The organism is Burkholderia sp. Bp8998 (genome assembly GCF_003854235.1).
In the GTDB taxonomy this organism is placed as follows: Bacteria; Pseudomonadota; Gammaproteobacteria; order Burkholderiales; family Burkholderiaceae; genus Burkholderia.
Map to the genome: position 1 here is coordinate 14213 of NZ_QTQF01000057.1, position 21079 is coordinate 35291.

Annotated in this window: 19 protein-coding genes, 1 tRNA gene and 1 pseudogene; 9 read left to right on the forward strand and 12 right to left on the reverse strand. The window is 65.2% G+C overall.

What is annotated here, in order from left to right:
- Window position 1 precedes the first annotated feature (1 nt).
- From cyoA to DIE06_RS34395, 5 genes are all read right to left on the reverse strand, one after another.
- Entirely contained in the window at window positions 2-889 is an 888-nt protein-coding gene (cyoA, locus tag DIE06_RS34370) for a ubiquinol oxidase subunit II (protein ID WP_124665222.1), read from the reverse strand.
- A gap of 279 nt (window positions 890-1168) precedes the next feature.
- Complete coding sequence (locus DIE06_RS34375; RefSeq protein ID WP_124665223.1) at window positions 1169-2695, reverse strand: NuoM family protein; 1527 nt, start codon at window positions 2693-2695, stop codon at window positions 1169-1171.
- Window positions 2696-3145: 450 nt separating this feature from the next.
- Window positions 3146-4519, reverse strand: a complete 1374-nt coding sequence (locus DIE06_RS34385) for a hypothetical protein (protein WP_124665225.1) — start codon at window positions 4517-4519, stop codon at window positions 3146-3148.
- Window positions 4520-4704: 185 nt separating this feature from the next.
- Window positions 4705-4798: transfer RNA gene (locus DIE06_RS34390), tRNA-Ser, on the reverse strand.
- A 110-nt stretch (window positions 4799-4908) separates the two neighbouring features.
- Window positions 4909-6162 (reverse strand): aspartate kinase, encoded by a 1254-nt coding sequence (locus DIE06_RS34395; RefSeq protein ID WP_040144529.1) that lies wholly within the window; start codon window positions 6160-6162, stop codon window positions 4909-4911.
- Here DIE06_RS34395 and DIE06_RS39660 point away from each other — a divergent pair.
- Window positions 6145-6382: pseudogene (locus tag DIE06_RS39660) on the forward strand (hypothetical protein); the annotation flags it as partial. The gene DIE06_RS34395 and the pseudogene DIE06_RS39660 sit on opposite strands and share 18 nt — an antisense overlap.
- A 122-nt stretch (window positions 6383-6504) precedes the next feature.
- Here DIE06_RS39660 and tilS read toward each other — a convergent pair.
- From tilS to cysS, 4 genes are all read right to left on the reverse strand, one after another.
- On the reverse strand, window positions 6505-7911 hold the full coding sequence (gene tilS / locus DIE06_RS34400) for a tRNA lysidine(34) synthetase TilS (protein WP_124665226.1): 1407 nt from the start codon (window positions 7909-7911) through the stop codon (window positions 6505-6507).
- A 43-nt stretch (window positions 7912-7954) separates the two neighbouring features.
- Window positions 7955-8926 (reverse strand): acetyl-CoA carboxylase carboxyltransferase subunit alpha, encoded by a 972-nt coding sequence (locus DIE06_RS34405; protein WP_006478433.1) that lies wholly within the window; start codon window positions 8924-8926, stop codon window positions 7955-7957.
- A 99-nt stretch (window positions 8927-9025) separates the two neighbouring features.
- On the reverse strand, window positions 9026-9895 hold the full coding sequence (locus DIE06_RS34410; RefSeq protein ID WP_124665227.1) for a DNA-3-methyladenine glycosylase: 870 nt from the start codon (window positions 9893-9895) through the stop codon (window positions 9026-9028).
- A 43-nt stretch (window positions 9896-9938) separates the two neighbouring features.
- Complete coding sequence (cysS, locus tag DIE06_RS34415; RefSeq protein ID WP_124665228.1) at window positions 9939-11336, reverse strand: cysteine--tRNA ligase; 1398 nt, start codon at window positions 11334-11336, stop codon at window positions 9939-9941.
- A 234-nt stretch (window positions 11337-11570) separates the two neighbouring features.
- On the opposite strand from cysS, the gene DIE06_RS34425 reads away from it, so the two are divergent.
- The 4 genes from DIE06_RS34425 (at window position 11571) to DIE06_RS34440 (ending at window position 14315) form a co-directional block, all read left to right on the forward strand.
- Window positions 11571-12293: a tetratricopeptide repeat protein gene (locus DIE06_RS34425; RefSeq protein WP_185733544.1), complete on the forward strand. Its 723-nt coding sequence runs from the start codon at window positions 11571-11573 to the stop codon at window positions 12291-12293.
- A 39-nt stretch (window positions 12294-12332) separates the two neighbouring features.
- Window positions 12333-12908 (forward strand): peptidylprolyl isomerase, encoded by a 576-nt coding sequence (locus DIE06_RS34430; RefSeq protein ID WP_012364186.1) that lies wholly within the window; start codon window positions 12333-12335, stop codon window positions 12906-12908.
- 88 nt (window positions 12909-12996) lie between these two features.
- Window positions 12997-13488 (forward strand): peptidylprolyl isomerase, encoded by a 492-nt coding sequence (locus tag DIE06_RS34435; RefSeq protein ID WP_006483987.1) that lies wholly within the window; start codon window positions 12997-12999, stop codon window positions 13486-13488.
- A 26-nt stretch (window positions 13489-13514) separates the two neighbouring features.
- Complete coding sequence (locus tag DIE06_RS34440; protein WP_124665229.1) at window positions 13515-14315, forward strand: UDP-2,3-diacylglucosamine diphosphatase; 801 nt, start codon at window positions 13515-13517, stop codon at window positions 14313-14315.
- A 39-nt stretch (window positions 14316-14354) separates the two neighbouring features.
- On the opposite strand, the gene cysE is transcribed toward DIE06_RS34440, so the two are convergent.
- Together cysE and DIE06_RS34450 are read right to left on the reverse strand one after the other, a co-directional pair.
- Window positions 14355-15128, reverse strand: a complete 774-nt coding sequence (cysE, locus tag DIE06_RS34445) for a serine O-acetyltransferase (RefSeq protein WP_124665230.1) — start codon at window positions 15126-15128, stop codon at window positions 14355-14357.
- Between the two features lie 314 nt (window positions 15129-15442).
- Window positions 15443-16267 carry an RNA methyltransferase gene (locus tag DIE06_RS34450; RefSeq protein ID WP_124665231.1) on the reverse strand — a complete coding sequence of 275 codons (825 nt, stop codon included), beginning with the start codon at window positions 16265-16267 and terminating at the stop codon, window positions 15443-15445.
- A 279-nt stretch (window positions 16268-16546) separates the two neighbouring features.
- Here DIE06_RS34450 and DIE06_RS34455 point away from each other — a divergent pair, with 279 nt between their 5' ends.
- Entirely contained in the window at window positions 16547-17350 is an 804-nt protein-coding gene (locus tag DIE06_RS34455; RefSeq protein ID WP_124665232.1) for an inositol monophosphatase family protein, read from the forward strand.
- 307 nt (window positions 17351-17657) lie between these two features.
- Entirely contained in the window at window positions 17658-19280 is a 1623-nt protein-coding gene (locus DIE06_RS34460; RefSeq protein ID WP_124665233.1) for an NAD(P)/FAD-dependent oxidoreductase, read from the forward strand.
- A gap of 372 nt (window positions 19281-19652) precedes the next feature.
- On the opposite strand, the gene DIE06_RS34465 is transcribed toward DIE06_RS34460, so the two are convergent.
- Window positions 19653-19967, reverse strand: a complete 315-nt coding sequence (locus DIE06_RS34465; RefSeq protein WP_124665234.1) for a hypothetical protein — start codon at window positions 19965-19967, stop codon at window positions 19653-19655.
- A 419-nt stretch (window positions 19968-20386) separates the two neighbouring features.
- On the opposite strand from DIE06_RS34465, the gene DIE06_RS38555 reads away from it, so the two are divergent.
- The gene (locus DIE06_RS38555) at window positions 20387-20794 is read left to right on the forward strand and encodes a hypothetical protein (RefSeq protein ID WP_185733545.1); all 408 of its coding nucleotides are present in this window, start codon (window positions 20387-20389) and stop codon (window positions 20792-20794) included.
- 3 nt (window positions 20795-20797) lie between these two features.
- On the forward strand, window positions 20798-21079 hold a 282-nt coding region (locus tag DIE06_RS34480), incomplete at its 3' end, for a substrate-binding domain-containing protein (protein WP_124665236.1).

The following is a 21079-nucleotide window of genomic DNA, read 5'->3' on the forward strand; positions in this document are numbered from 1 at the left end:
GTTACCCCTTCGTGCCGCAGGCGGCGTCCTTCAGATCGAGGACGTGGCCATCGTTGTATTTCGCGATGATGTTGTGGAAGAGCCGCGGATCGACCGACGAGAAGTAGCGCACGGGCGCCTTCTCGCTCGGCTGTGCGACGGTGCCGTACACGGTCGCGTCGAGCCGGTCGGGCGAGGCCTTCACCTTCTGCACCCAGGCGTCGAACTGCTCACGCGGCTCGGCAAGCGTGCGGAATTTCATGTCGGAGAAGCCGCGGCCGCTGAAGTTGGCGGACGTGCCGGCATAGTCGCCGGCTTCGTCGGCGATCAGGTGCAGGCGCGTCTGCATGCCGGCCATCGCGTAGACCTGGCCGCCGAGCTGCGGAATGAAGAACGAGTTCATCACCGAATCCGACGTGATGCGGAAGTTCACCGGCGTGCCGACGGGAATCGCGAGCTGGTTCACCGACGCGATGCCGAGTTCCGGATAGATGAACAGCCACTTCCAGTCGAGCGCGACGACCTCGACGTCGAGCGGCTTCACCGACGACTCGAGCGGCTTGTATGGATCGAGTTCGTGCGTGGTTTTCCACGTGAGCACGCCGAGAAACAGGATGATCAGCGTCGGCACCGTCCAGATCACGACCTCGATCGCGGTCGAGTGCGACCAGTTCGGCGCATAGGCGGCATTGCGGTTCGATGCGCGGTAGCGCCACGCGAACCACAGCGTGAGCAGGATCACCGGCACGACGACGATCAGCATCGCCCATGTCGACGTCGCGATCAGCGCCTTTTCGGCGGCCCCGACGCTTCCTTTCGGATTTAGTACATCTAAATTACAGCCTGACAGGCTCAAAGCCGCGCCGATCGACATCAGCGCTGTCCAGCCTTTTGAAGCTCTTCTTTTCATCACACAGCCCGAGGGTCATTGAATCCGTTGCGTATGCCCGATGCGCATTCGATCCACGAAAGTGGCCGAATCATACGTCGCGCGGGCGCGATGAAAAACCGGTGCATGCGGCAAATCATCATTGCAAAATCCGTCGTGAGACAGATTGTCGCGGGGCAATTTCACGCAGCCGGGAGGCGGCCGCGAGCCGGCCGGACGCCACCGGCGCCTGCCAGGATGGATGTGCGCGCAACGACTGCATCGTCATGCGATGCGGTCGTTGCGTGCGATGTCACGCGATCAGCCGTGCGCCGCGGCCATGTATGCCTGCGCGGGCGCGCCGCCGTCCCCGGCCGGCAGCTTCGAATGGCTCGCGTCGTCGATCAGCCGTACGACGGTCGGATCGATCGCGTCGGTGAACGGCTTCGGATCGACGCCGACCATCAGCACGATCAGCGCGAGCGACGCGAACATCACGATCTCGCGGCGGCTCAGGTCGGCGAGCTTCGCGATGCGCGGGCTCGCGATCTTGCCGAACACGACACGCTTGACCATCCACAGCGTGTACGACGCGCTGAGGATCAGCGTGAGCGCCGCGATCGCACCGATCCAGAAGTTGACGCGGATCGCGCCCATGATGACCATGAACTCGCCGACGAAGCCCGACGTGCCCGGCAGGCCGACGTTCGCCATCGCGAACAGCAGCGCGAACGTCGCGAAGCGCGGCATCACGCCCGCCACGCCGCCGTACGCGGCGATCTCGCGCTGCTTCGTGCGATCGACCAGCACGCTCACGCACAGCAGCATCGCGCCCGCGACGAAACCGTACGACACGAGTTGCACGATCGCGCCCTCGACGCCGATCTGGTTGAACAGAAACAGCCCGAGCGTGACGATCCCCATGTGCGCGACCGTCGAATACGCGAGCAGCTTGCCGAGATCGGTCTGCGCAAGCGCGATCAGGCTCGCGTAGACGATCGCGAACAACGACAGCGCGATCACGGCCGGCGCGAAGAAGTGGCTCGCGTCCGGCGTGATCGGCAGCGCGAAGCGCAGGAAGCCATAACCGCCGAGCTTGAGCATCGCGAGCATCAGCGCGGCGCCCGTCGGGCCGTCCGTGTAGACGTCGCGCAGCCACGTATGGACCGGCCACATCGGCACCTTGACCGCGAACGCGGCGAAGAAGCCGAGAAACACCAGCAGCTGCGGCGCGAAGCCGAGCTGCAGCGTGCGCCATGCGTTCATGTCGAACGTATGCGACTTCGCGTACAGGTACAGCATCGCCATCAACAGCAGCAGCGAACCCGCGAACGAGATGAAGAAGAACTTCACGGCCGCGTAGACGCGATGCTCCCTGCCCCACGTGCCGATCAGCAGGTACAGCGGAATCAGCGTCGCCTCGAAGAAGATGAAGAACAGCAGCCCGTCCTGCGCGACGAACACGCCGACCATCAGCCCCGACAGGATCAGGAACGACGCGTAGTACTGCGCGACGCGCACCGTCATCGATTCCCACGACGCGATCACGACGACGAGTGTCGTGAAGGCGGTCAGCACGACGAGCCACAGCGACGCGCCGTCGATCCCGACGCGCCAGCCGGCGCTGAAGGCCGCCAGCCAGTTGCGGGTCTCGGCGAACTGCATCGCCGCCGAGTGCGAATCGAAACCCGTGACGAGCGGCACGACGGCGGCCAGCCCCGCGAGTGCACCGACGAGCGCAATCAGTCTTGTGCGATGTGGATGGCGGTCGGAGCCGGCGCGCAGCAGGCACGCGCCGAACAGGATCGGAACCCAGATCGCCAGGCTCAGGAAGGGAAAATCATGCATGTCAACAGGCCTTGAGAAGGTCGCGCACTGCGTCGGGAACAGGCGTGACGAAGGGAACGAAATCAAATCGACAGATAGATTTCGTGGATCGCCAATGTTGGCAAAATGTAAAGCGGAATCAGGGCAAAAGTTGATGCCGCTCAAGCGCAATCGGGTTAACCAGCATAAGGCGATTGATTATTTTTTGCATCGCAGCAGAGCGTCATTTCACACTACTCAGATAGATCTCTGATTTTTATGAGTAATTTTTTGTATTGCGGCGCAGCGTCGATCACAAGAATCGGTGCGATGCCGCATTTTTTGTCCGAAGCCTGGTTCTTCAGAGCGCAAGAGCAGAATGTGGGGAAGGATGAATGAGTGCGAGTCAATCCTTACATTGATGCTTTCATATTTGTTTCACCAATCGCCGATCGCCGCGATCCGGAACTCCGGAAGTCGCGGCGCGTTCCATCAGCGCTGATGACTCAGCCGGTCCCACACGCGCATCGTCACCGCACGATAGTGGTTGTGTTGCGCGGGGAAATGGACGAAGCGGCTGTCGCGCGTCGCATAGACCGGCGATGATGCGAGCGACGTCGCATCGACGATATAGCGGGCGTCGATCATGTCGGCCTCCAGCAATTCGACATAGATCGCCTGCTGGTCGCCACCGCTCGCGTAGACCGACGACCGATCGTCGAAGCTCTCGATGCGCGCACATATGCGCTCGACCAGTTCGCGCATCGGCGCGACGTTGCGCACGCCGATCATGCACGAGTTGATCGCCCAGGCCGTGTGGTCGGTGCCGATCACGAAATCGCGGCCGTCGATCACGCTGTCGACCGTCTGGCGTTGGTCGATCGCGAGGATGTCGGCGTCGACCCAGAACACGAACGCGTGATCCGGCAGATGTTCGCGAATCAGGTGCAGCTTCGCCCAGTTCGAATCGACACCGGCCGGCAGGAACGCGGGCGGTTCGCGATACGCGTGGTAAGCATAGCCGTGTCGCGTGCAGTAGCGAATGAAATTCTCTTCGTGCACATCGCCATAACCAGCGATGTGCGACGTGTGCAGGCTCACGAACGCAATGCTTGCGTGCGGGTTCAGGTGCCGCGCAGGCTCGCGCGTTCGCTGCTGCGCGGCGCGCCAGTCGTCCATCGCGCGCGGCTGCTCGCCCTGCCGGACACGCGCTGCATCGTCGACGAGCGCGACCACGTAGCGAAAGTCGTAGTCGGGCGTCGGCGCCCATACGCCATCGATCTGCCGCCATTCGGGCGCATGGTGCGCAACGAGCGGATGCGCGCCGACGACCTCGTCGATCGCAAACCCGTCGCCCCAGACCGTCTGGGCCGACGCGAAATAGCCGGTCGCGAGCGGCTGATCGAACGGCAGCGGCGGGAAGTGCTCGGCAAGCAGCGTCGCCTCGCATGCATGCTGCCGCTCGGGCAGGCGCATCGCCCACTTGCCCAATTCGGCCGTCAGCTTGCGCAAGCGCTCGCGCACGTCGGGCGCGTTGCGAAAGATCATGCCGCTCGCCGCGGGCAACGGCGACTTCGACGTCTGGGTCGTGACGATCGCGTCATAACCGTCCGCGACATCCGGCAACGCATGCTGGCCGAACACGACCGAGAACGGATCGAGGACGAGCAGCAACGCGTCCTGCTCCATCGCGACGAGCTGCGCGATGATCGCGTGGTACCTGTGCAGCACCTGCTGGCGCTCGCCGTACACGTGCGTGCCGTCGACGATCGCGTGCCGGTAGCCGCGACCCCGGGCATAACGTTCGTGATTGTCGACGAGCCCGTCGACAGGTCGATGCGAGAGGATGGTCAGTACGGAATGCATGCGTGCCGGAACTCCGGATTGAGCCGTGCGAGGCGATATGCCTATTTAGCGCGTGAGCGTCGCTCGAGTCGAGCATTGATTGGCTGTCCGGACGAAGCGTGGCGCCCAGCGGCGAGCCTGGACACGAAGCAGAAAAAGAAAAAGCCCCGCAAGTCCGAGAACTTGCGGGGCTTTGTCACCGCTTTTGGCGGAGACGGAGGGATTCGAACCCTCGATCCAGGTTTTGGCCCAGATGCTCCCTTAGCAGGGGAGTGCCTTCGACCTCTCGGCCACGTCTCCCAAACTTTCGCTCGCACCAGGGAGGCAGTGCGACGAGAACGAGATAATATAGGGTTTCGAACCGCTCGTCAATTTCCGTGATGCATTTTCTTCAATGCATCACAAAAAAATCACGCGGCCTGATCGAGTTCAAATGCCTTGTGCAGCGCGCGGACGGCCAGCTCCATGTATTTCTCGTCGATCAGCACCGAAATCTTGATTTCGGACGTCGAGATCATCTGGATGTTGATACCCTCTTCCGACAGCGTGCGGAACATCTTGCTCGCGACGCCCACGTGCGAGCGCATGCCGACGCCGACGACCGACACCTTCGACACCTTCGGGTCGCCCTGCACGCGCTCGGCGCTCACATGACCCTGCACCTGGTTGGTGAGGATGTCCATTGCCTTCTGGTAGTCGCCGCGGCCGACCGTGAACGTGAAGTCCGTCTTCCCTTCGACGCTCTGGTTCTGGATGATCATGTCGACGTCGACGTTCGCGTCGGCGACCGGGCCGAGGATCTGATACGCGATACCCGGCTTGTCGGGCACGCCCATCACCGCAATGCGTGCTTCGTCGCGCTGGAACGCGATGCCGGAAATGACTGCCTTTTCCATGGTCTCGTCTTCTTCAAAAGTAATCAGGGTGCCCGAGCGCATTTCTTCGTCGAGCGCAATCAGCGGATCGGTCAGGCTCGACAGCACGCGCGTCTTCACCTGGTATTTGCCGGCGAATTCGACCGAGCGGATCTGCAGGACCTTCGAGCCGAGGCTGGCCATTTCCAGCATTTCCTCGAACGTCACGCGGTCGAGGCGGCGCGCCTCTTCGACCACGCGCGGGTCGGTCGTGTAGACGCCGTCGACGTCCGTGTAGATCAGGCACTCTTCGGCATCCAGCGCGGCCGCGACCGCCACCGCCGACGTGTCCGAGCCGCCACGGCCCAGCGTCGTGATGTGGCCGTCCGGATCGACGCCCTGGAAGCCCGTGATGATCACGACCTTGCCGGCGTTCAGATCGGCCTTCACACGCTCGTCGTCGATCGAGTGGATGCGCGCCTTCGTGAACGCGCTGTCCGTCTTGATCGGCACTTGCCAGCCGGCGTAGCTCACGGCCTCGACGCCGATTTCCTGCAGCGCGATCGACAGCAGGCCGACGCTGACCTGCTCGCCGGTCGACGCGATCATGTCGAGCTCACGCGGGCTCGGCTGGCTCGAAATCTCTTTCGCGAGACCGAGCAGACGGTTGGTTTCGCCGGACATCGCGGACGGCACGACCACCATCTGGTGCCCGGCCTGATGCCATTTTGCGACGCGTTTCGCGACGTTCTTGATGCGCTCGACCGAGCCCATCGAAGTGCCGCCGTATTTGTGTACGATGAGTGCCATTGTCGTTCTGAACTGGAGGAGAAGCCGCACGGGCGCGCTGGGCAGGCCGCGTTGCCGTTCGGTCACGCGGCTTGTGGCTGTGGACGGACGACGAGGGGGACGGCTGGGACGCAACACGCAAGCGTGACGGATTTTGCCCGGAAGGCCGATCAGGCCGCGCAAACCGGGTACGTCACGCGGAAAACCTGCACAAATCGCTCAAAAATCGAGCCGAGCAAACGTCCGAGCGTACCCGATAGAGGCCCGCTTGACAAGCCGCTCGCCGGTTTGGCATGCGTTCCGGCGCTGTTTACCAAATGGTGAAAACCGGCGCGCGATCGCGCGGCCGCAAGCGTGCCCCCGCTACGCGATCAGCAGGTCGGGACGCCATTCGATCCGGCGCCAGCCGCCGTCGCCCGACAGCCCTTCGCCGTGATTCACGCCAACCCGCGGCACGTAGACGAGCCGGTCGCCCGCGAACAACAGCGGCACGTCGCGCTGCCAGGCCGGCACGCCGCGCTCCTGGAACAGGTTCTTCAGCGTGCGGCCCGGTCCGCCGGGCGACGTACGCAGCCGCTCGCCGCCCGCACGGGCGCGCGCGGCAAGCACCGCGCCGCGCAGCAGCGCCTCCGGAACCGCGCCGTCGCTGCCGGCCTCTGCCGGCGCGAACACGAACGTGCCGCGCCACGCCGGCACGCGCCAGACTTCCTGTCCGTCCCATGCAAGCGAGCACTCGGGATGCGGCGTCCCGGTGCCGTCGTCGGCCGGCTCCGCGCTGTCGCCCGCCTCCCAGTACACGACATCGCGATAGAGCCGCAGGCACTGCCCCGCATGATCGACCCGCAGCGCATGCGCATCGTGCGCGGCGCGCAGTTGCCGCATCATGTTCGCGAGCCGGCCGGCCGATGCACCGGGAAGCCCAAGCCGGCGCATCCAGAAACGCAGCAGGTTCGCGCCGCGCGTGTCATCGAACGCGACCAGCGCAGCGCGCGACAGCGCGCGGCCGTCGTCGCGCGCGGCGCCGGCGAAATCCAGTTCGGCCAGATCGTCGAGCAGTCGCTGCGCGGCGGCCGCATGCTGGGCCGCGCGTCCCAGCGCATCGCGAAAACCCGGGAAGTGCACGGCGAGCGCCGGCAGCACGTCGATGCGCAGCGCATTGCGCGCATAACGCGTGTCGTCGTTCGATTCGTCGTCGATCCACGCGAGCGCGCGCTGCGCCGCATAGCGTTCCAGTTGCGCGCGCAACAGTCGCAGCAGCGGGCGCACGCGCTCGACGCTCGCGCCGTCCGGGCGATAGCGCGGCGCCATCGCGGCGAGGCCCGCGATCCCCGCGCCGCGCAACAGTTGCAGCAGCACGGTCTCAGCCTGGTCGTCCGCATGCTGCGCGACCCAGAGCGCCGCCACGCCGTGACGCTCGCACATCGCATCGAGTGCCGCATAGCGGCGCTCACGCGCGGTCGCCTCGATGCCGAGGCCGCTGTCGCGCGGCACGTCGACACGCTCCGATTCGAACACGACGCCGAGTTGCGCGGCCGTCGCCTGCGCATGCGCGACCCATGCGTCGGCGTTCGCGCTCAGGCCGTGATGCACGTGCAGTGCGATGCAGCGGGCGGCGCCCGCCACGTGCACGGCCGCGTCGAGCAGCACCGTCGAGTCGAGGCCGCCGCTGTACGCGATCGCGATGCGCGCATCGGCCGGCAGATCGGCAAGCGCAACGCCGACCGCGTCGAGGACGACGCGGTCGGCGGAGAATTCGGTCGGGGGGATCACGAGACAGACGCGCGCCGGGCGGCGCGCGATGCGAACACGCCGGTCATGCGCCGGGCGTGGTTTCCTTGAACTTGCCGTAGGCCATCAGGCGCTCGAAGCGGCGCTCGCGCAGCGCATCGATGCTCATGCCCTGGAATTGGCGCAGCGAATCGGCGAGCGCGCGGCGCAGCAGCGCGGCCATGCCCTTCGGATCGCGGTGCGCGCCGCCGAGCGGCTCGTTGATGATCTTGTCGATCAGGCCGAGCGCCTTCAGGCGATGCGCGGTCAGGCCCAGCGCTTCCGCGGCTTCGGGCGCCTTCGCGGCGCTCTTCCACAGAATCGACGCGCAGCCTTCCGGCGAGATCACCGAGTAGGTCGAGAATTGCAGCATCATCACGGTGTCGGCCACGGCGATCGCGAGCGCACCGCCCGAACCGCCCTCGCCGATCACGGTCGTGATGATCGGCGTCTTCAGTTCGGCCATCACGTACAGGTTGCGGCCGATCGCTTCCGACTGGCCGCGCTCTTCCGCGCCGATGCCCGGGTACGCGCCCGGCGTGTCGACGAACGTGAAGATCGGCAGCCCGAACTTCTCGGCGAGACGCATCAGGCGTTCGGCCTTGCGATAGCCTTCCGGACGCGGCATCCCGAAGTTGCGCGCCGCGCGTTCCTTCGTGTCGCGGCCCTTCTGGTGGCCGATCACCATGCACGGATGGCCGCCGAAGCGCGCGAGACCGCCGACGATCGACAGGTCGTCCGCGAATGCGCGGTCGCCATGCAGTTCGTGAAAATCGGTAAACAGTTCCGCAACGTAATCGAGCGTATACGGACGCTGCGGATGCCGCGCGATCTGCGAGACCTGCCACGGCGACAGGTTCGCGTAGAGGTCCTTCGTCAGTTGCTGGCTTTTCTTCGACAGCCGCTCGATTTCTTCCGAAATATCGACAGCCGAGTCGTCCTGCACGAATCGCAGCTCTTCGATCTTGGCCTCGAGTTCGGCGATCGGCTGTTCGAAATCCAGAAACGTGGTCTTCATGTGTTTGAATCCTTGGGTCTTGCGGCAGCGCGTATTCTACCCGCGCGGGCGACGTGCAAAACCGGCTCTCAACTATTGATGTTTAAAACCCGATAGCCATCAATCGGCGTCGGCGTCCGGCGCGTCGAGGCTGCGCCACATGTACCAGGTCGCGACGGTGCGCCACGGCTCCCAGTTGGCCGCCACTTCGCGCGCCTCGCTGCGCGTGACGGGTTCCCCGCTGAAGTAATTGACGCTGATCGCGCGGATCAGGCCCGGATCGTCGAGCGGCAGCACGTCCGGCCGCGACAGGTTGAAGATCAGGAACATCTCGGCCGTCCAGCGACTGATGCCGCGAATCTGCGTGAGTTCCGCGATCACGTCCTCGTCGTCCATCGACGTCCATTTGTCGACGTGCAGCGCGCCGGACACGAAGTGTTGCGCGAGATCGAGAATATATTCCGTCTTGCGCTTCGACAGTCCGCACGCGATCAGCTTGTCCGCGCCGAGCCGGATGACCGGCTGCGGTGCGAGTTTCGGACACGCATCCTCGATGCGCGCCCACAGCGCCTGCGCGGACGGCACCGAGATCTGCTGGCCGACGACCGAACGCGCGAGCGTGACGAACGGATCGCCGCGCTTCACGAGATGCGCGGGGCCGAACTTCGGGATCAGCTTCTTCAGGATGCGGTCGCGCTTGACGAGATCGGCGCATGCCTTGTCCCAGTATGCGGGACGCACGGCGCCATCGGCGCCGTCGACCGTCGCATCGGATACACGCACCCTGCGGGCCGCGTCGGCGGCCGCCATCGCGACCTCCGGCTGCGCCGCGTCCGCGCCCTTCGCGCGCGCGGGCTTCGCATGACCGTTGAGCGCGCCGTTCGGCACGGCGCGCGTCGCGTCCGCCTTCGCCGCCGGCGCGCGCTTGGCTGCCGGACGCGCGGCGAGCGGAGTCGCGCGCCTGACCGGCGCTTTTCTGGCCGTTGCCATCTTGCCTCCTACCTGACGGATCGGTCAGTGGAACGCACCGCGCTCATACGCGACGCCATTCGGTCGATCCGCCCGGTTTGTCTTCAAGTGCGATGCCGGCGTCGAGCAGTTCCGCCCGAATCCGGTCCGCTTCGGCATAGTCTTTCGCTTGCTTCGCCGCGACACGCGCGGCGATCTTCGCTTCGATTTCGTCGGCTGCGAGCCCGCCTGCCTGCGCGGCACCGGTGCCCTGCTGCAGGAACACGCGCGGTTCGCGGCCAAGCAGGCCCAGCAGGCCCGCCAGCTGTTTCAGTTGCCGCGCGAGCGACGCATCGCGCGTGCGATTGACTTCACCCGCCAGCTCGAACAGCGTCGCCACCGCGACCGGCGTGTTGATGTCGTCGTTCATCGCGGCCGCGAAACGCCGCGCATGCGGCTCGTTCCAGTCGAGCGCGAGCGTGTCGGGCTCGACATCCTTCAGCGCCGTGTACAAGCGCGTGAGCGACGCGCGCGCATCGTCGAGGTGTACGTCGCTGTAGTTGAGCGGCGACCGGTAGTGCGTGCGCACGATGAAAAAGCGCATGACCTCGGCGTCGTACCGCTCGAGCACTTCGCGGATCGTGAAGAAGTTGCCGAGCGATTTCGACATCTTCTCGTTATCGACCTGCACGAAGCCGTTGTGCATCCAGTAATTGACGAACGTCTGGCCGGTCGCGCCTTCGCTCTGCGCGATCTCGTTCTCGTGGTGCGGAAACTGCAGGTCCTGCCCGCCGCCGTGGATGTCGAAATGCTCACCGAGCAGCGTGCAGCCCATCGCGGAGCACTCGATGTGCCAGCCCGGCCGGCCCATCCCGTACTTCGACGACCACGACGCGCCCTCCGGATCGGCCGCCTTCGCGCGCTTCCACAACACGAAATCGAGCGGATCTTCCTTCGCATCGTTCGCGGCGACGCGCTCGCCCGCACGCAGGTCGTCGAGCGACTTGCCCGACAGCTTCCCGTAGTTCGCGAACTTGCGCACCGAATAATTGACGTCGCCGTCGCTCGCCTGATATGCGTAGCCGTTCGTCTCGAGCTGCTCGATCATCCCGAGCATCTGCGGAATGAACTGCGTCGCGCGCGGCTCGATGTCGGGCCGCTGGATGCCGAGCGCGGCTTCATCCTCGTGCATCGCGCCGATGAACCGGTCGGTCAGCGACTTGATCGTCTCGCCGTTCTCGACCGCGCGGCGGATGATCTTGTCCTCGATGTCGGTGATGTTGCGCACGTACGTGACCCGATAGCCGATCGCACGCAACCAGCGCTGGACGAGGTCGAACACGACCAGCATGCGCGCGTGGCCCACGTGACAATAGTCGTAGACGGTAATCCCGCATACGTACATCCGCACTTCGCCGGACTGGCGCGGCACGAAAACTTGCTTGTCACGCGCGAGCGTGTTGTAGATGCGCAGTGATTCCATAGAGATGAACCGTGAGCCGAAGGAAACCGCCCTGGCGAAGCTCGCCCAGCATGCGAAACGGACGGACCACCTGCTGCGGCACGCCGCCGCGCGTCCTCGATATCACATGGGGCGGTCAGGCTGCAAGCACAGCGGTGACGGCCACGAGAGGCAAAGAAAGACTGTCTGCGGCTCGCCGGAACGCGCAGACGTTTTGTTAGAATGGCTCGGAGTATAACATTCCGATTTACGCCTATGAAACCTCATCGCGGCCGCGCGCCGAGCGCTGCGACCCTCGTTGCGACCGCCGTCATGGGCGTCGCGCTGACGCTTTTCGCGGCCCCCGCGGCGCATGCGCAAAAGGCCCCGGCCACCGCCGACGGCACGCCCGAAATCGATGCGTCGATCGCCGGCAAGCAGTGGAAACAGGCGCTCGCGCAACTCGACGCGCGCATCGCGGCGAATCCGCACGACGTGCAGGCGCAGTTCAAGCGCGGCACCGTGCTCGCCCGCCTGAATCGCGACGACGACGCCATCCAGCAGTTCGTCGCGATCACGCAGGCCTACCCCGAACTGCCCGAACCGTACAACAACCTCGCGGCGCTCTACGCGAAGCACGGCCGCTACGACGAAGCGCGCAGCGCGCTCGTCACCGCGACGCAATCGAACCCGAGCTACTCGCTCGCGTACGAGAACCTCGGCGACCTGTACCTGCGCCTCGCGGCCGAATCGTACAAGCGCGCGCAGTCGCTCGGCCGCGCGAGCGGCGCGACCGCGCAGCGCCTCGCCGATTTGCAGAAGATCGTGTCGCCGCCGAAAGCGGCCACCGGCGCACGCGCCGTCACGCCGGCCACGCGCACGTATACCGACCGCGCCGCCGCGAACGTGAGCACCACCACGCTGCCGATGTCGCCAACGTTCCAGTTCAACGGTCCGTCCGGTGCGCTGGCGGCGCCGTACGTCGCGCCGTCGAAGTAAGCGGCGCAACCTTCCTTCCCTCCCAATCTGAGGATCGCAATGAAACGTCTGTTGCTGGCGCTTGGCGGCGCCGCCCTTCTCGCGACCGCGCCCGCGTTCGCGCAATCGGCCACCGCGCACCCCGTCGTGCAGCTGAAGACCTCGCAGGGCGACATCCGCGTCGAGCTCTACCCGGAAAAGGCGCCGAAGACGGTCGCCAACTTCCTCGATTACGTGAAGGCCGGCCAGTACAACGGCACGATCTTCCATCGCGTGATCAAGGGCTTCATGATCCAGGGCGGCGGCTACAAGACCAACTTCGAGGAGAAGCCGACCCGCGCGCCGATCCCGCTGGAGAGCCGCAATGGTCTGAAGAACCTGACGGGCACGATCGCGATGGCGCGTACCAGCGATCCGAACTCGGCCACCGCGCAGTTCTTCATCAACACGGTCGACAACAGCGGCCTCGACTACCCGAACCCGGACGGCAACGGCTATGCGGTGTTCGGCAAGGTCGTCTCGGGCCTCGACGTCGTGAAGAAGATCGAAGGCGTGGCGACGACCTCGCGCGGCCCGATGCAGGACGTGCCGGCCCAGCCGGTCCTGATCGAATCGGCCAGCATCGTCTCGAAATAAGCACCTGCCGGCACGTCCGGCGCCACACGCGGCCGCGTCGCACGACCGGCCGCGTGCCATTTAAACCGCCTTACCGAAGGAATTCATCATGGTTGAACTGCATACGAACCACGGCGTGATCAAGCTCGAGCTGGACGCCGCGAAAGCACCGAAGACGGTCGAGAACTTCCTCAACTATGTGAAGAAGGGCCACTATGACGGCACGGTGTTCCACCGCGTGATCAACGGCTTCATGATTCAAGGCGGCGGCTTCGAGCCGGGCCTGAAGCAGAAGCCGACCGACGCACCGATCGACAACGAAGCGAACAACGGCCTGAAGAACGACAACTACACGATCGCGATGGCGCGCACGAACGATCCGCACTCGGCGACCGCCCAGTTCTTCATCAATGTGAACGACAACGACTTCCTGAACCACTCGTCGCCGACGCCGCAGGGCTGGGGCTACGCGGTGTTCGGCAAGGTCGTCGAAGGCCAGGACGTGGTCGACAAGATCAAGGGCGTCAAGACGGGCAACGCGGGCTTCCACCAGGACGTCCCGACCGACGACGTCGTGATCGAAAAGGCCGTGGTGGTCTGACGCACAGTCGTTACGGAGGCACTTCGATGTTGCAGGAGAGTCCGCCGCGAAGCGTCTCCGCGGGCGTGCCGGGCGAGCGCGAATACGCGCAAGCCGCACGCCCGTTCCTGTTTCTCTCCGATCTGCACCTGAGCGAGGCGATTCCCAAGACGGTCGCCGCGTTCGAGCATTTCGTGAAATACACGGCCGACAGCGCCGACTCTGTGTTCATCCTCGGCGACCTGTTCGAATACTGGATCGGCGACGACGTGCTCGACCACGATCCGTTCGCGGCACGCATGGCCGCGCTGATGCATACGTTCTCGGAGCGCGGGATCGCGCTCTATGTGATGCACGGCAACCGCGATTTCCTGCTCGGCCGGCGCTTCATGAAGGCCGCCGGTGCGATGCCGCTGCCCGACCCGGCACTGATTACCGCGTTCGGCCAGCGCATCGTGCTCGCCCACGGCGACGCGCAATGCACGGCCGATCGCGGCTATCAGGTGTTTCGGCAGTTTGCCCGCAATCGCGTCGCGCAGGCGCTGTTTCTCGCGTGGCCGTTCCGCTGGCGCCGCGCGCTCGCGCAACGGATGCGCTCGAACAGTGAAGCAGGCCGGATGCGCCCCGCTTCGGCGCGCTACGATGTCACGCGTGAAGGCATCGCCGCGCTGTTCCGCAAGGGTCGCGCAAGCGTGATCATTCACGGCCACACGCATCGCCCCGCCCGCCACGTTGAACCGGGCGGGATTCGCTGGGTACTGCCCGACTGGGATCTCGATCACGGCATGCCGCGCGGCGGCTATCTGCGCGTCGACGCCGAAGGCATCCACGCGATGCCACTCGACTGACGCGATCGACGCTGCCGGCGGCCGCCGGCAGGCGCCGCGTTACGTCTGGCGCTCGACCGCCTTGCCTTCCAGCACCGCCGACAGCCTGCGCAGATCGAGACGCGCCGCGTCCGCGCCCTGCAGCGTCTCCAGATGCGTGCCGAGTTGCTCGAGCGCCGCGACGATCTCGTCGACGCGCCGGCTTTCCTTCGCCGCATGGTCGATCAGACCGTGAATCGCAAGCGACATCGGGTCGTCCGCGTTCGGCGTGATCCCGTACGCGCAGAACGCGGCGCGCTCGGGTTGCGGCTTCGGTTGCGCCGGCATCACGATGCGCGCCGGATTGCCGACCGCGGTGCCGCCGGCCGGCACCGGCTTCACGACGACCGCGTTCGAACCGATCTTCGCACCCGCGCCGACCGTGAAACCGCCGAGCACCTTTGCGCCCGCGCCGACGATCACGCCGGCCTCGAGCGTCGGATGGCGCTTCGCGCCGCGTGTGAGCGACGTGCCGCCGAGCGTCACGCCCTGATAGATCGTGCAGTCGTCACCGACGATCGCGGTTTCGCCGATCACGACACCCATCCCGTGATCGATGAACACGCGCCGGCCGATCGTCGCGCCCGGGTGAATCTCGATCCCCGTCAGGAAGCGCCCGGCCTGCGACGCGAAGCGCGCGAGCCAGTAGCGTTTCGCGCGCCAGCACGCGTGCGCGAAGCGATGCAGCACGAGCGCGTGCAGCCCCGGATAACAGGTCAGCACTTCCCAGGCACTGCGAGCGGCGGGATCCCGCTCGCGAATCGTCGCAACGTCTTCGCGCAGTCTAGTGAACATGATCTGGTCTGGGCTGGGGAAAAGGCCGGCGCGCCCCGCCGGCAATGGCCGGTCGTTATCGCACCGGGTAATTTGCTTATGACGTCCGGCGATTGTAGGGCCACTCGCGCGCGGCCGCACAGCGTCGCGCGTTCACCCCGCAGGCGGCACGGGTATTCGCGCGGAACGCCCGTCGTGGCTGGTCGACACGGCCATCCGGCGTATTCGCGCGGACTGGGTCGCGGCCATCGAGCGGCCCATGCGATACGACGACGGCAGGCGGGAACGCCGCCGCCGAACGCATGAGCGCCCGGCAGCTAACGTTCCTCGGCCGCTTACGCGTCGCCGTCGGGGGGGCCGGACTTCAGCAAGATGTGCTTCGCGATGCCGCGCAGGATATTGACTTCCTCGCGCTCGAGCCCGGTGCGCGCGAACAGGCGCCGCAGCCGCGGCATCAGCTTCTTCGGGTTGCGCGGGTCGAGAAAATCGAGCGCGATCAGCGCATTCTCGAGGTGCGCGTACATCCGCTCGATCTCGTCGCTCTGCGCGAGCGTGCCGGCCTCGGCCTGCGACTGGGGCGACGGCTCGCTCCCCTGCTCCAGGAGCGCGACGCGCAGTTCATACGCGAGCACCTGCACGGCCTGCGCGAGGTTCAGCGAACTGTAGGCCGGATTCGCCGGGATGTGCGCGAGCGCGCTGCACTGCTCGACATGCTCGTTGGCGAGGCCCGTGCGTTCGTTGCCGAACACGAGCGCGATGTCGCCGGTGCCGACCTGCGTGCACGCCTGTTCGGCGGCCGCGCGCGGCGCGAGGCGCGGCGGCCCGTATTCGCGCGTGCGCGCGGTCAGCGCGATCGACCAGTGGACGCCGGACAGCGCGTCGCCGAGCGTGGGCACGACATGCGCGGACGCGAGGACGTCGTCCGCGCCGCTCGCCATCGCGATCGCTTCGGGGTCGCTCTGCACGTGCGGCACGCGCGGCGCGACCAGGACAAGCCTGGAGAAACCCATCGTCTTCAGCGCGCGGGCGGCCGCCCCGACATTGCCGGGATGGCTCGGCTCGACGAGCACGAAACGGGTGGACGTGAAGCCGCCGGACGGCGGCAGGGACGAAGCCGCGCCCGATTCGGACGGCGCGGCGGGGTTCTGCGGGGTTTCCACTACATACGACTCGGTTCATCAGAATGGCAGTATGGTATCGCCATCGCCCCGGCAAACCCACTCGTCCGGACGGCCAGTGGGGTTTCCCCGCATTCCGGTCACCTGAAACTCTCGAAAATCGGGTAAAATCATGTGTTTACGCGTCGCATCCCATGCGGCGCGGGTCGTACCCTGCTCTTTGTCAATTCGCGTCTCATCTCGCCCGGCACGTTTGCGCCGTTCCGGGCGGTGTGTTCCACTTCGTGGCGGCCCGTGCCGCCGGCTACAGGATCCAGGCTCATGCATCCCATGCTCAATATCGCTGTCAAGGCTGCGCGCCGCGCCGGACAGATCATCAACCGCGCCTCCCTCGACCTCGACCTGATCGAGATCCGCAAGAAGCAGCAGAACGACTTCGTCACCGAAGTGGACAAGGCCGCCGAAGAGGCGATCATCGAGACGCTGAAGACCGCCTACCCCGACCACGCGATCCTCGCGGAAGAATCGGGCGAATCGGAGAACGAATCCGAATTCAAGTGGATCATCGATCCGCTCGACGGCACGACCAACTTCATCCACGGCTTCCCGTACTACTGCGTGTCGATCGCGCTCGAGCACAAGGGCGTCGTCACGCAGGCCGTCGTCTACGATCCGAACAAGAACGACCTGTTCACGGCCACCCGCGGCCGCGGCGCGTACCTGAACGACCGCCGCATCCGCGTCGGCCGCCGCGATCGCCTGGCGGACGCGCTGGTCGGCACCGGCTTCCCGTTCCGCGAGAAGGACGGCCTCGACGCTTATGCGCGCCTGTTCACCGAAATGACGCAGGCCTGCACGGGCCTGCGCCGTCCGGGCGCGGCCGCGCTCGACCTCGCGAACGTCGCGGCCGGCCGTCTCGACGCGTTCTTCGAGCAAGGCATCAACGTGTGGGACATGGCGGCGGGCAGCCTGCTGATCACCGAAGCCGGCGGCCTCGTCGGCAACTACATGGGCGACGCCGATTTCCTGCATCGTCATGAGATCGTCGCGGCGAACCCGAAGATCTACGCGCAGATGATCCCGATCCTGAATCGCTACAGCCGCGTGCATCCGGCAGCGGAGTAAATCCGGGCCGCGCCCGCGCGGCGCGGCTGTCGCATCAACCACTCGCTGGCACCGTCATGATGGCGCGCTCGCTCCCTTCCGGTTGCCCGGAGGGCGAAGTAACCTTCTCCATGCGGGGGTCGCTTCAGGCGCCCATCGTTGCGTTACCCGAGTGGTCCGACCTGGTCCGTGTGCCGCCGCGCGGTCCGCGCTTCCCGATGCCACGTGACCGGCTTCGGGGATGCGCGGGCGCACGACGCCGCCAGCACGCCGGCCCCCGCCCGTCTCAACACCGCCACGACTTCGTGGCGACCGTATCCGAATACTCATGTTACGGCTAAGCGAACTTAAACTCCCGCTCGACCACCCCGAGAGCGCCCTCGAAGCCGCGATTCGCGCGCGTCTCGCGGAGCTTGGCGTGGCGGCAGACGGGCTCCTCCGTTACACGGTGTTCCGCCGTGCGCACGATGCGCGCAAGCGCGCCGACATCAAGCTCACGTATATCGTCGACGTCGAAGTCAAGGACGAAGCGGCCGTGCTTCCGCGACTCGCCGGCACGCCGCATTGCGGCGTGACGCCCGACATGGCATACCACTTCGTCACGAAGGCGCCCGAGCACGGCAACTTCCTGCGCCCGGTCGTCATCGGCATGGGACCGTGCGGCCTGTTTGCCGGGCTGATCCTCGCGCAGATGGGCTTTCGCCCCATCATCCTCGAGCGCGGCAAGGCCGTGCGCGAGCGCACCAAGGACACCTTCGGGCTGTGGCGCAAGAGCGTCCTCAATCCCGAGTCCAACGTGCAGTTCGGCGAAGGCGGCGCCGGGACGTTTTCCGACGGCAAGCTGTACAGCCAGATCAAGGATCCGCATCACTACGGCCGCAAGGTGCTCGACGAATTCGTCAAGGCCGGCGCACCGGAGGACATCCTGTATCTGAGCCGGCCGCACATCGGCACGTTCCGCCTCGTCAGCATGGTGGAAAAGATGCGCGCGACCATCCACGACCTGGGCGGTGAAGTGCGCTTCGAAACGCGGGTCGAGGACATCGAAATCGACCAGGGCAAGGTGCGCTCGCTGACGCTGTCGAACGGCGAAACGCTCCGGTGCGATCACGTGGTGCTGGCCGTGGGCCACAGCGCGCGCGACACGTTCCAGATGCTGCACGATCGCGGGGTGTATGTCGAAGCGAAGCCGTTCTCGCTGGGTTTCCGGATCGAACATCCGCAGGGGCTGATCGATCGCAGCCGCTTCGGCAAGTTCGCCGGCCACAAGCAACTCGGTGCGGCCGACTACAAGGTGGTCCATCACTGCAGCAACGGACGCGCGGTCTACAGCTTCTGCATGTGCCCCGGCGGCACGGTGGTCGCGGCGACCTCCGAGCCGGGCCGCGTGGTCACCAACGGCATGAGCCAGTATTCCCGTGCCGAGCGCAACGCGAATGCGGGCATCGTCGTCGGCATCACGCCGGAAGACTATCCGGGCGGCCCGCTGGCGGGCATCGCGTTCCAGCGCAAATGGGAAGAGCGTGCGTTCGAACTCGGCGGCGGCGATTACAGCGCGCCGGGCCAGCTGGTCGGCGATTTCATCGCGGGCCGGCCGTCGACGTCGCTGGGCTCCGTGGTGCCGTCGTACAAGCCGGGCGTGCGCCCGACCGATCTCAGCACCGCGTTGCCCGACTACGTGATCGAAGCCATTCGTGAAGCGCTGCCCCAGATCGACAAGAAGATCGCCGGCTTCGCGATGCACGACGCGGTGCTCACCGGTGTGGAAACGCGCACGTCGTCCCCGATCCGGATCCGCCGCAAGGACAATTATCAGAGCGTGAACGTCGAAGGGCTGTATCCGGCCGGCGAAGGCGCCGGGTATGCGGGCGGCATCTATTCGGCAGCCATCGACGGTATCGAGGTCGCGCAGGCGGTGGCGCTCGATCTGATGTCGGCGCACACGTCCTGATATTGTTGGATGGACTCGGCGCACGCAGGTCCGTGCGCCGGGCGAAGGCGGCTTTTCAATGCGTACCCGGCAACGAGATCGAATCACCGTATCGGGCCAGCGGCCGCCGATCGCAATCTCCGGCCACCGGCCGAACCGCGAACTTCGCGCTTGTGCACCGAAGCCACTGGTAAAAAACTCGGGCAACTCAAGCAATAACTTTATGCCGGAGCGATGACCACGCTGTCGCCCGAGCCCTTTGCGGGCCACACCCTGATGATGCAGCGGTACCTGCGCCTTATCTGACAAGGTTCAACGCGCCAACCTACGCCAAGGCCCTCGCTCCGCCTTCTCAATATCGGGCACCCCGACTTCTCGATGCCCGTACGGTGCTCATCGCGCCACCGCCCAGGAATCCTGCCCGGTCCTCGCGTTGCCCGTTCGAGCAAAATCGGCAACTTTCAGCGAAACAGTATCGGCCTTGGCAATTGAGCGAGCCTTCCGGGCGACCGTCAGGATCGGGGCCAGGTGCTCATAAAAGCATTCGAGTTGTCGCGCGTCAGACGCCAATCGCTCAAGGTCAAACGCCCTCTCGAAAATCGACCGAGGAATATGAAAACGCTGAAGTCCACGGCCGACCTGAACCTGAAAGACGACGCCATCACTGCTATGCGGAACACCCGCCCACACAAGCGAGTTGCGATCCATCGAGCCCCCGAGAAATCATAATCGTCACATCAATATGCCAGCCATCCGTTGCGGTGCATATTTTTATTTCAATATTGTGACGCCCGACGCATCGATACTTTCTTGGAATTCGAATATTGCGATGCAACAAAAATGACCCTAGACTGAGCTCGCGAGTCCGATGTATTTCCCGACGGTCGCCCCATGACGGGAGAGCACGCCATGACGACTTCTTCACCAGCACCGAGCGAAACGTGTCCCGTGCTTCACGTCTTCCAACGAGATGGCGGCTGGCACTGGGGCATCACAATTCCTCGCCCTGCAGGATGCGGCTTCAAACTGATCGCATTCAGTGAGCACATCTTTTCCGCTGAGGACGCTGCGCAACGCGACGGTGACCGAGCGTTGGCCTCGATCGTGGCAGGGCGCGAGAATTGAGCTTGGCGGATCGAGCAATTGCGCTCTCCTTGAGTTTTCACAGCGAGATGCAATACTCCTATCACCCTTCGATCCAAGACCACTTCCCGCGCACCATGACGGACTCCGCCACGTGTCTGACACACCTGGTCGTCGGCGACGATCTAAGCCTCTCTTTTTCCGCCTATGGCCCCGGTTGGGGGTACGTTGCAATCAAGCTCCCGGCGGACGTCGTTCGCGAAAAGCTCGGCGCCGAGACCGCTACACCCACACAATTGCTCTCCGCATTTGAAAGCAATCGCGAGAAGATCACCGTCGCGGTCAACCGACATACGTTGCCGAAGAACGGCCGGCACGTCCAACTCGTCAAATCGGACTTCGAGACCGGAACGAGCGTGTTGGCCCGGATGCCGGCAGAAGACAGGAGGTAGTACATGAATATCCGGATCTTGGCTCCCTGCGTCCTGGCTCTTGTTGCTATCGCCACGCAAGCTGCCGACATCACCGGCGCAGGCAGCACGTTCGCCGCACCGATCTACACAAAATGGGCAGATGCATATAGGAAGGCCGGGGGTGGCAAGGTTAACTATCAAGGTATCGGTTCGTCGGGCGGCCTGAAGCAGATCAATGCGAAGACGATCGATTTTGCCGGTTCGGACGCTCCGCTGAAGGATGAAGAACTCGCTAAGGAAGGCCTGTTCCAGTTCCCGACGGTG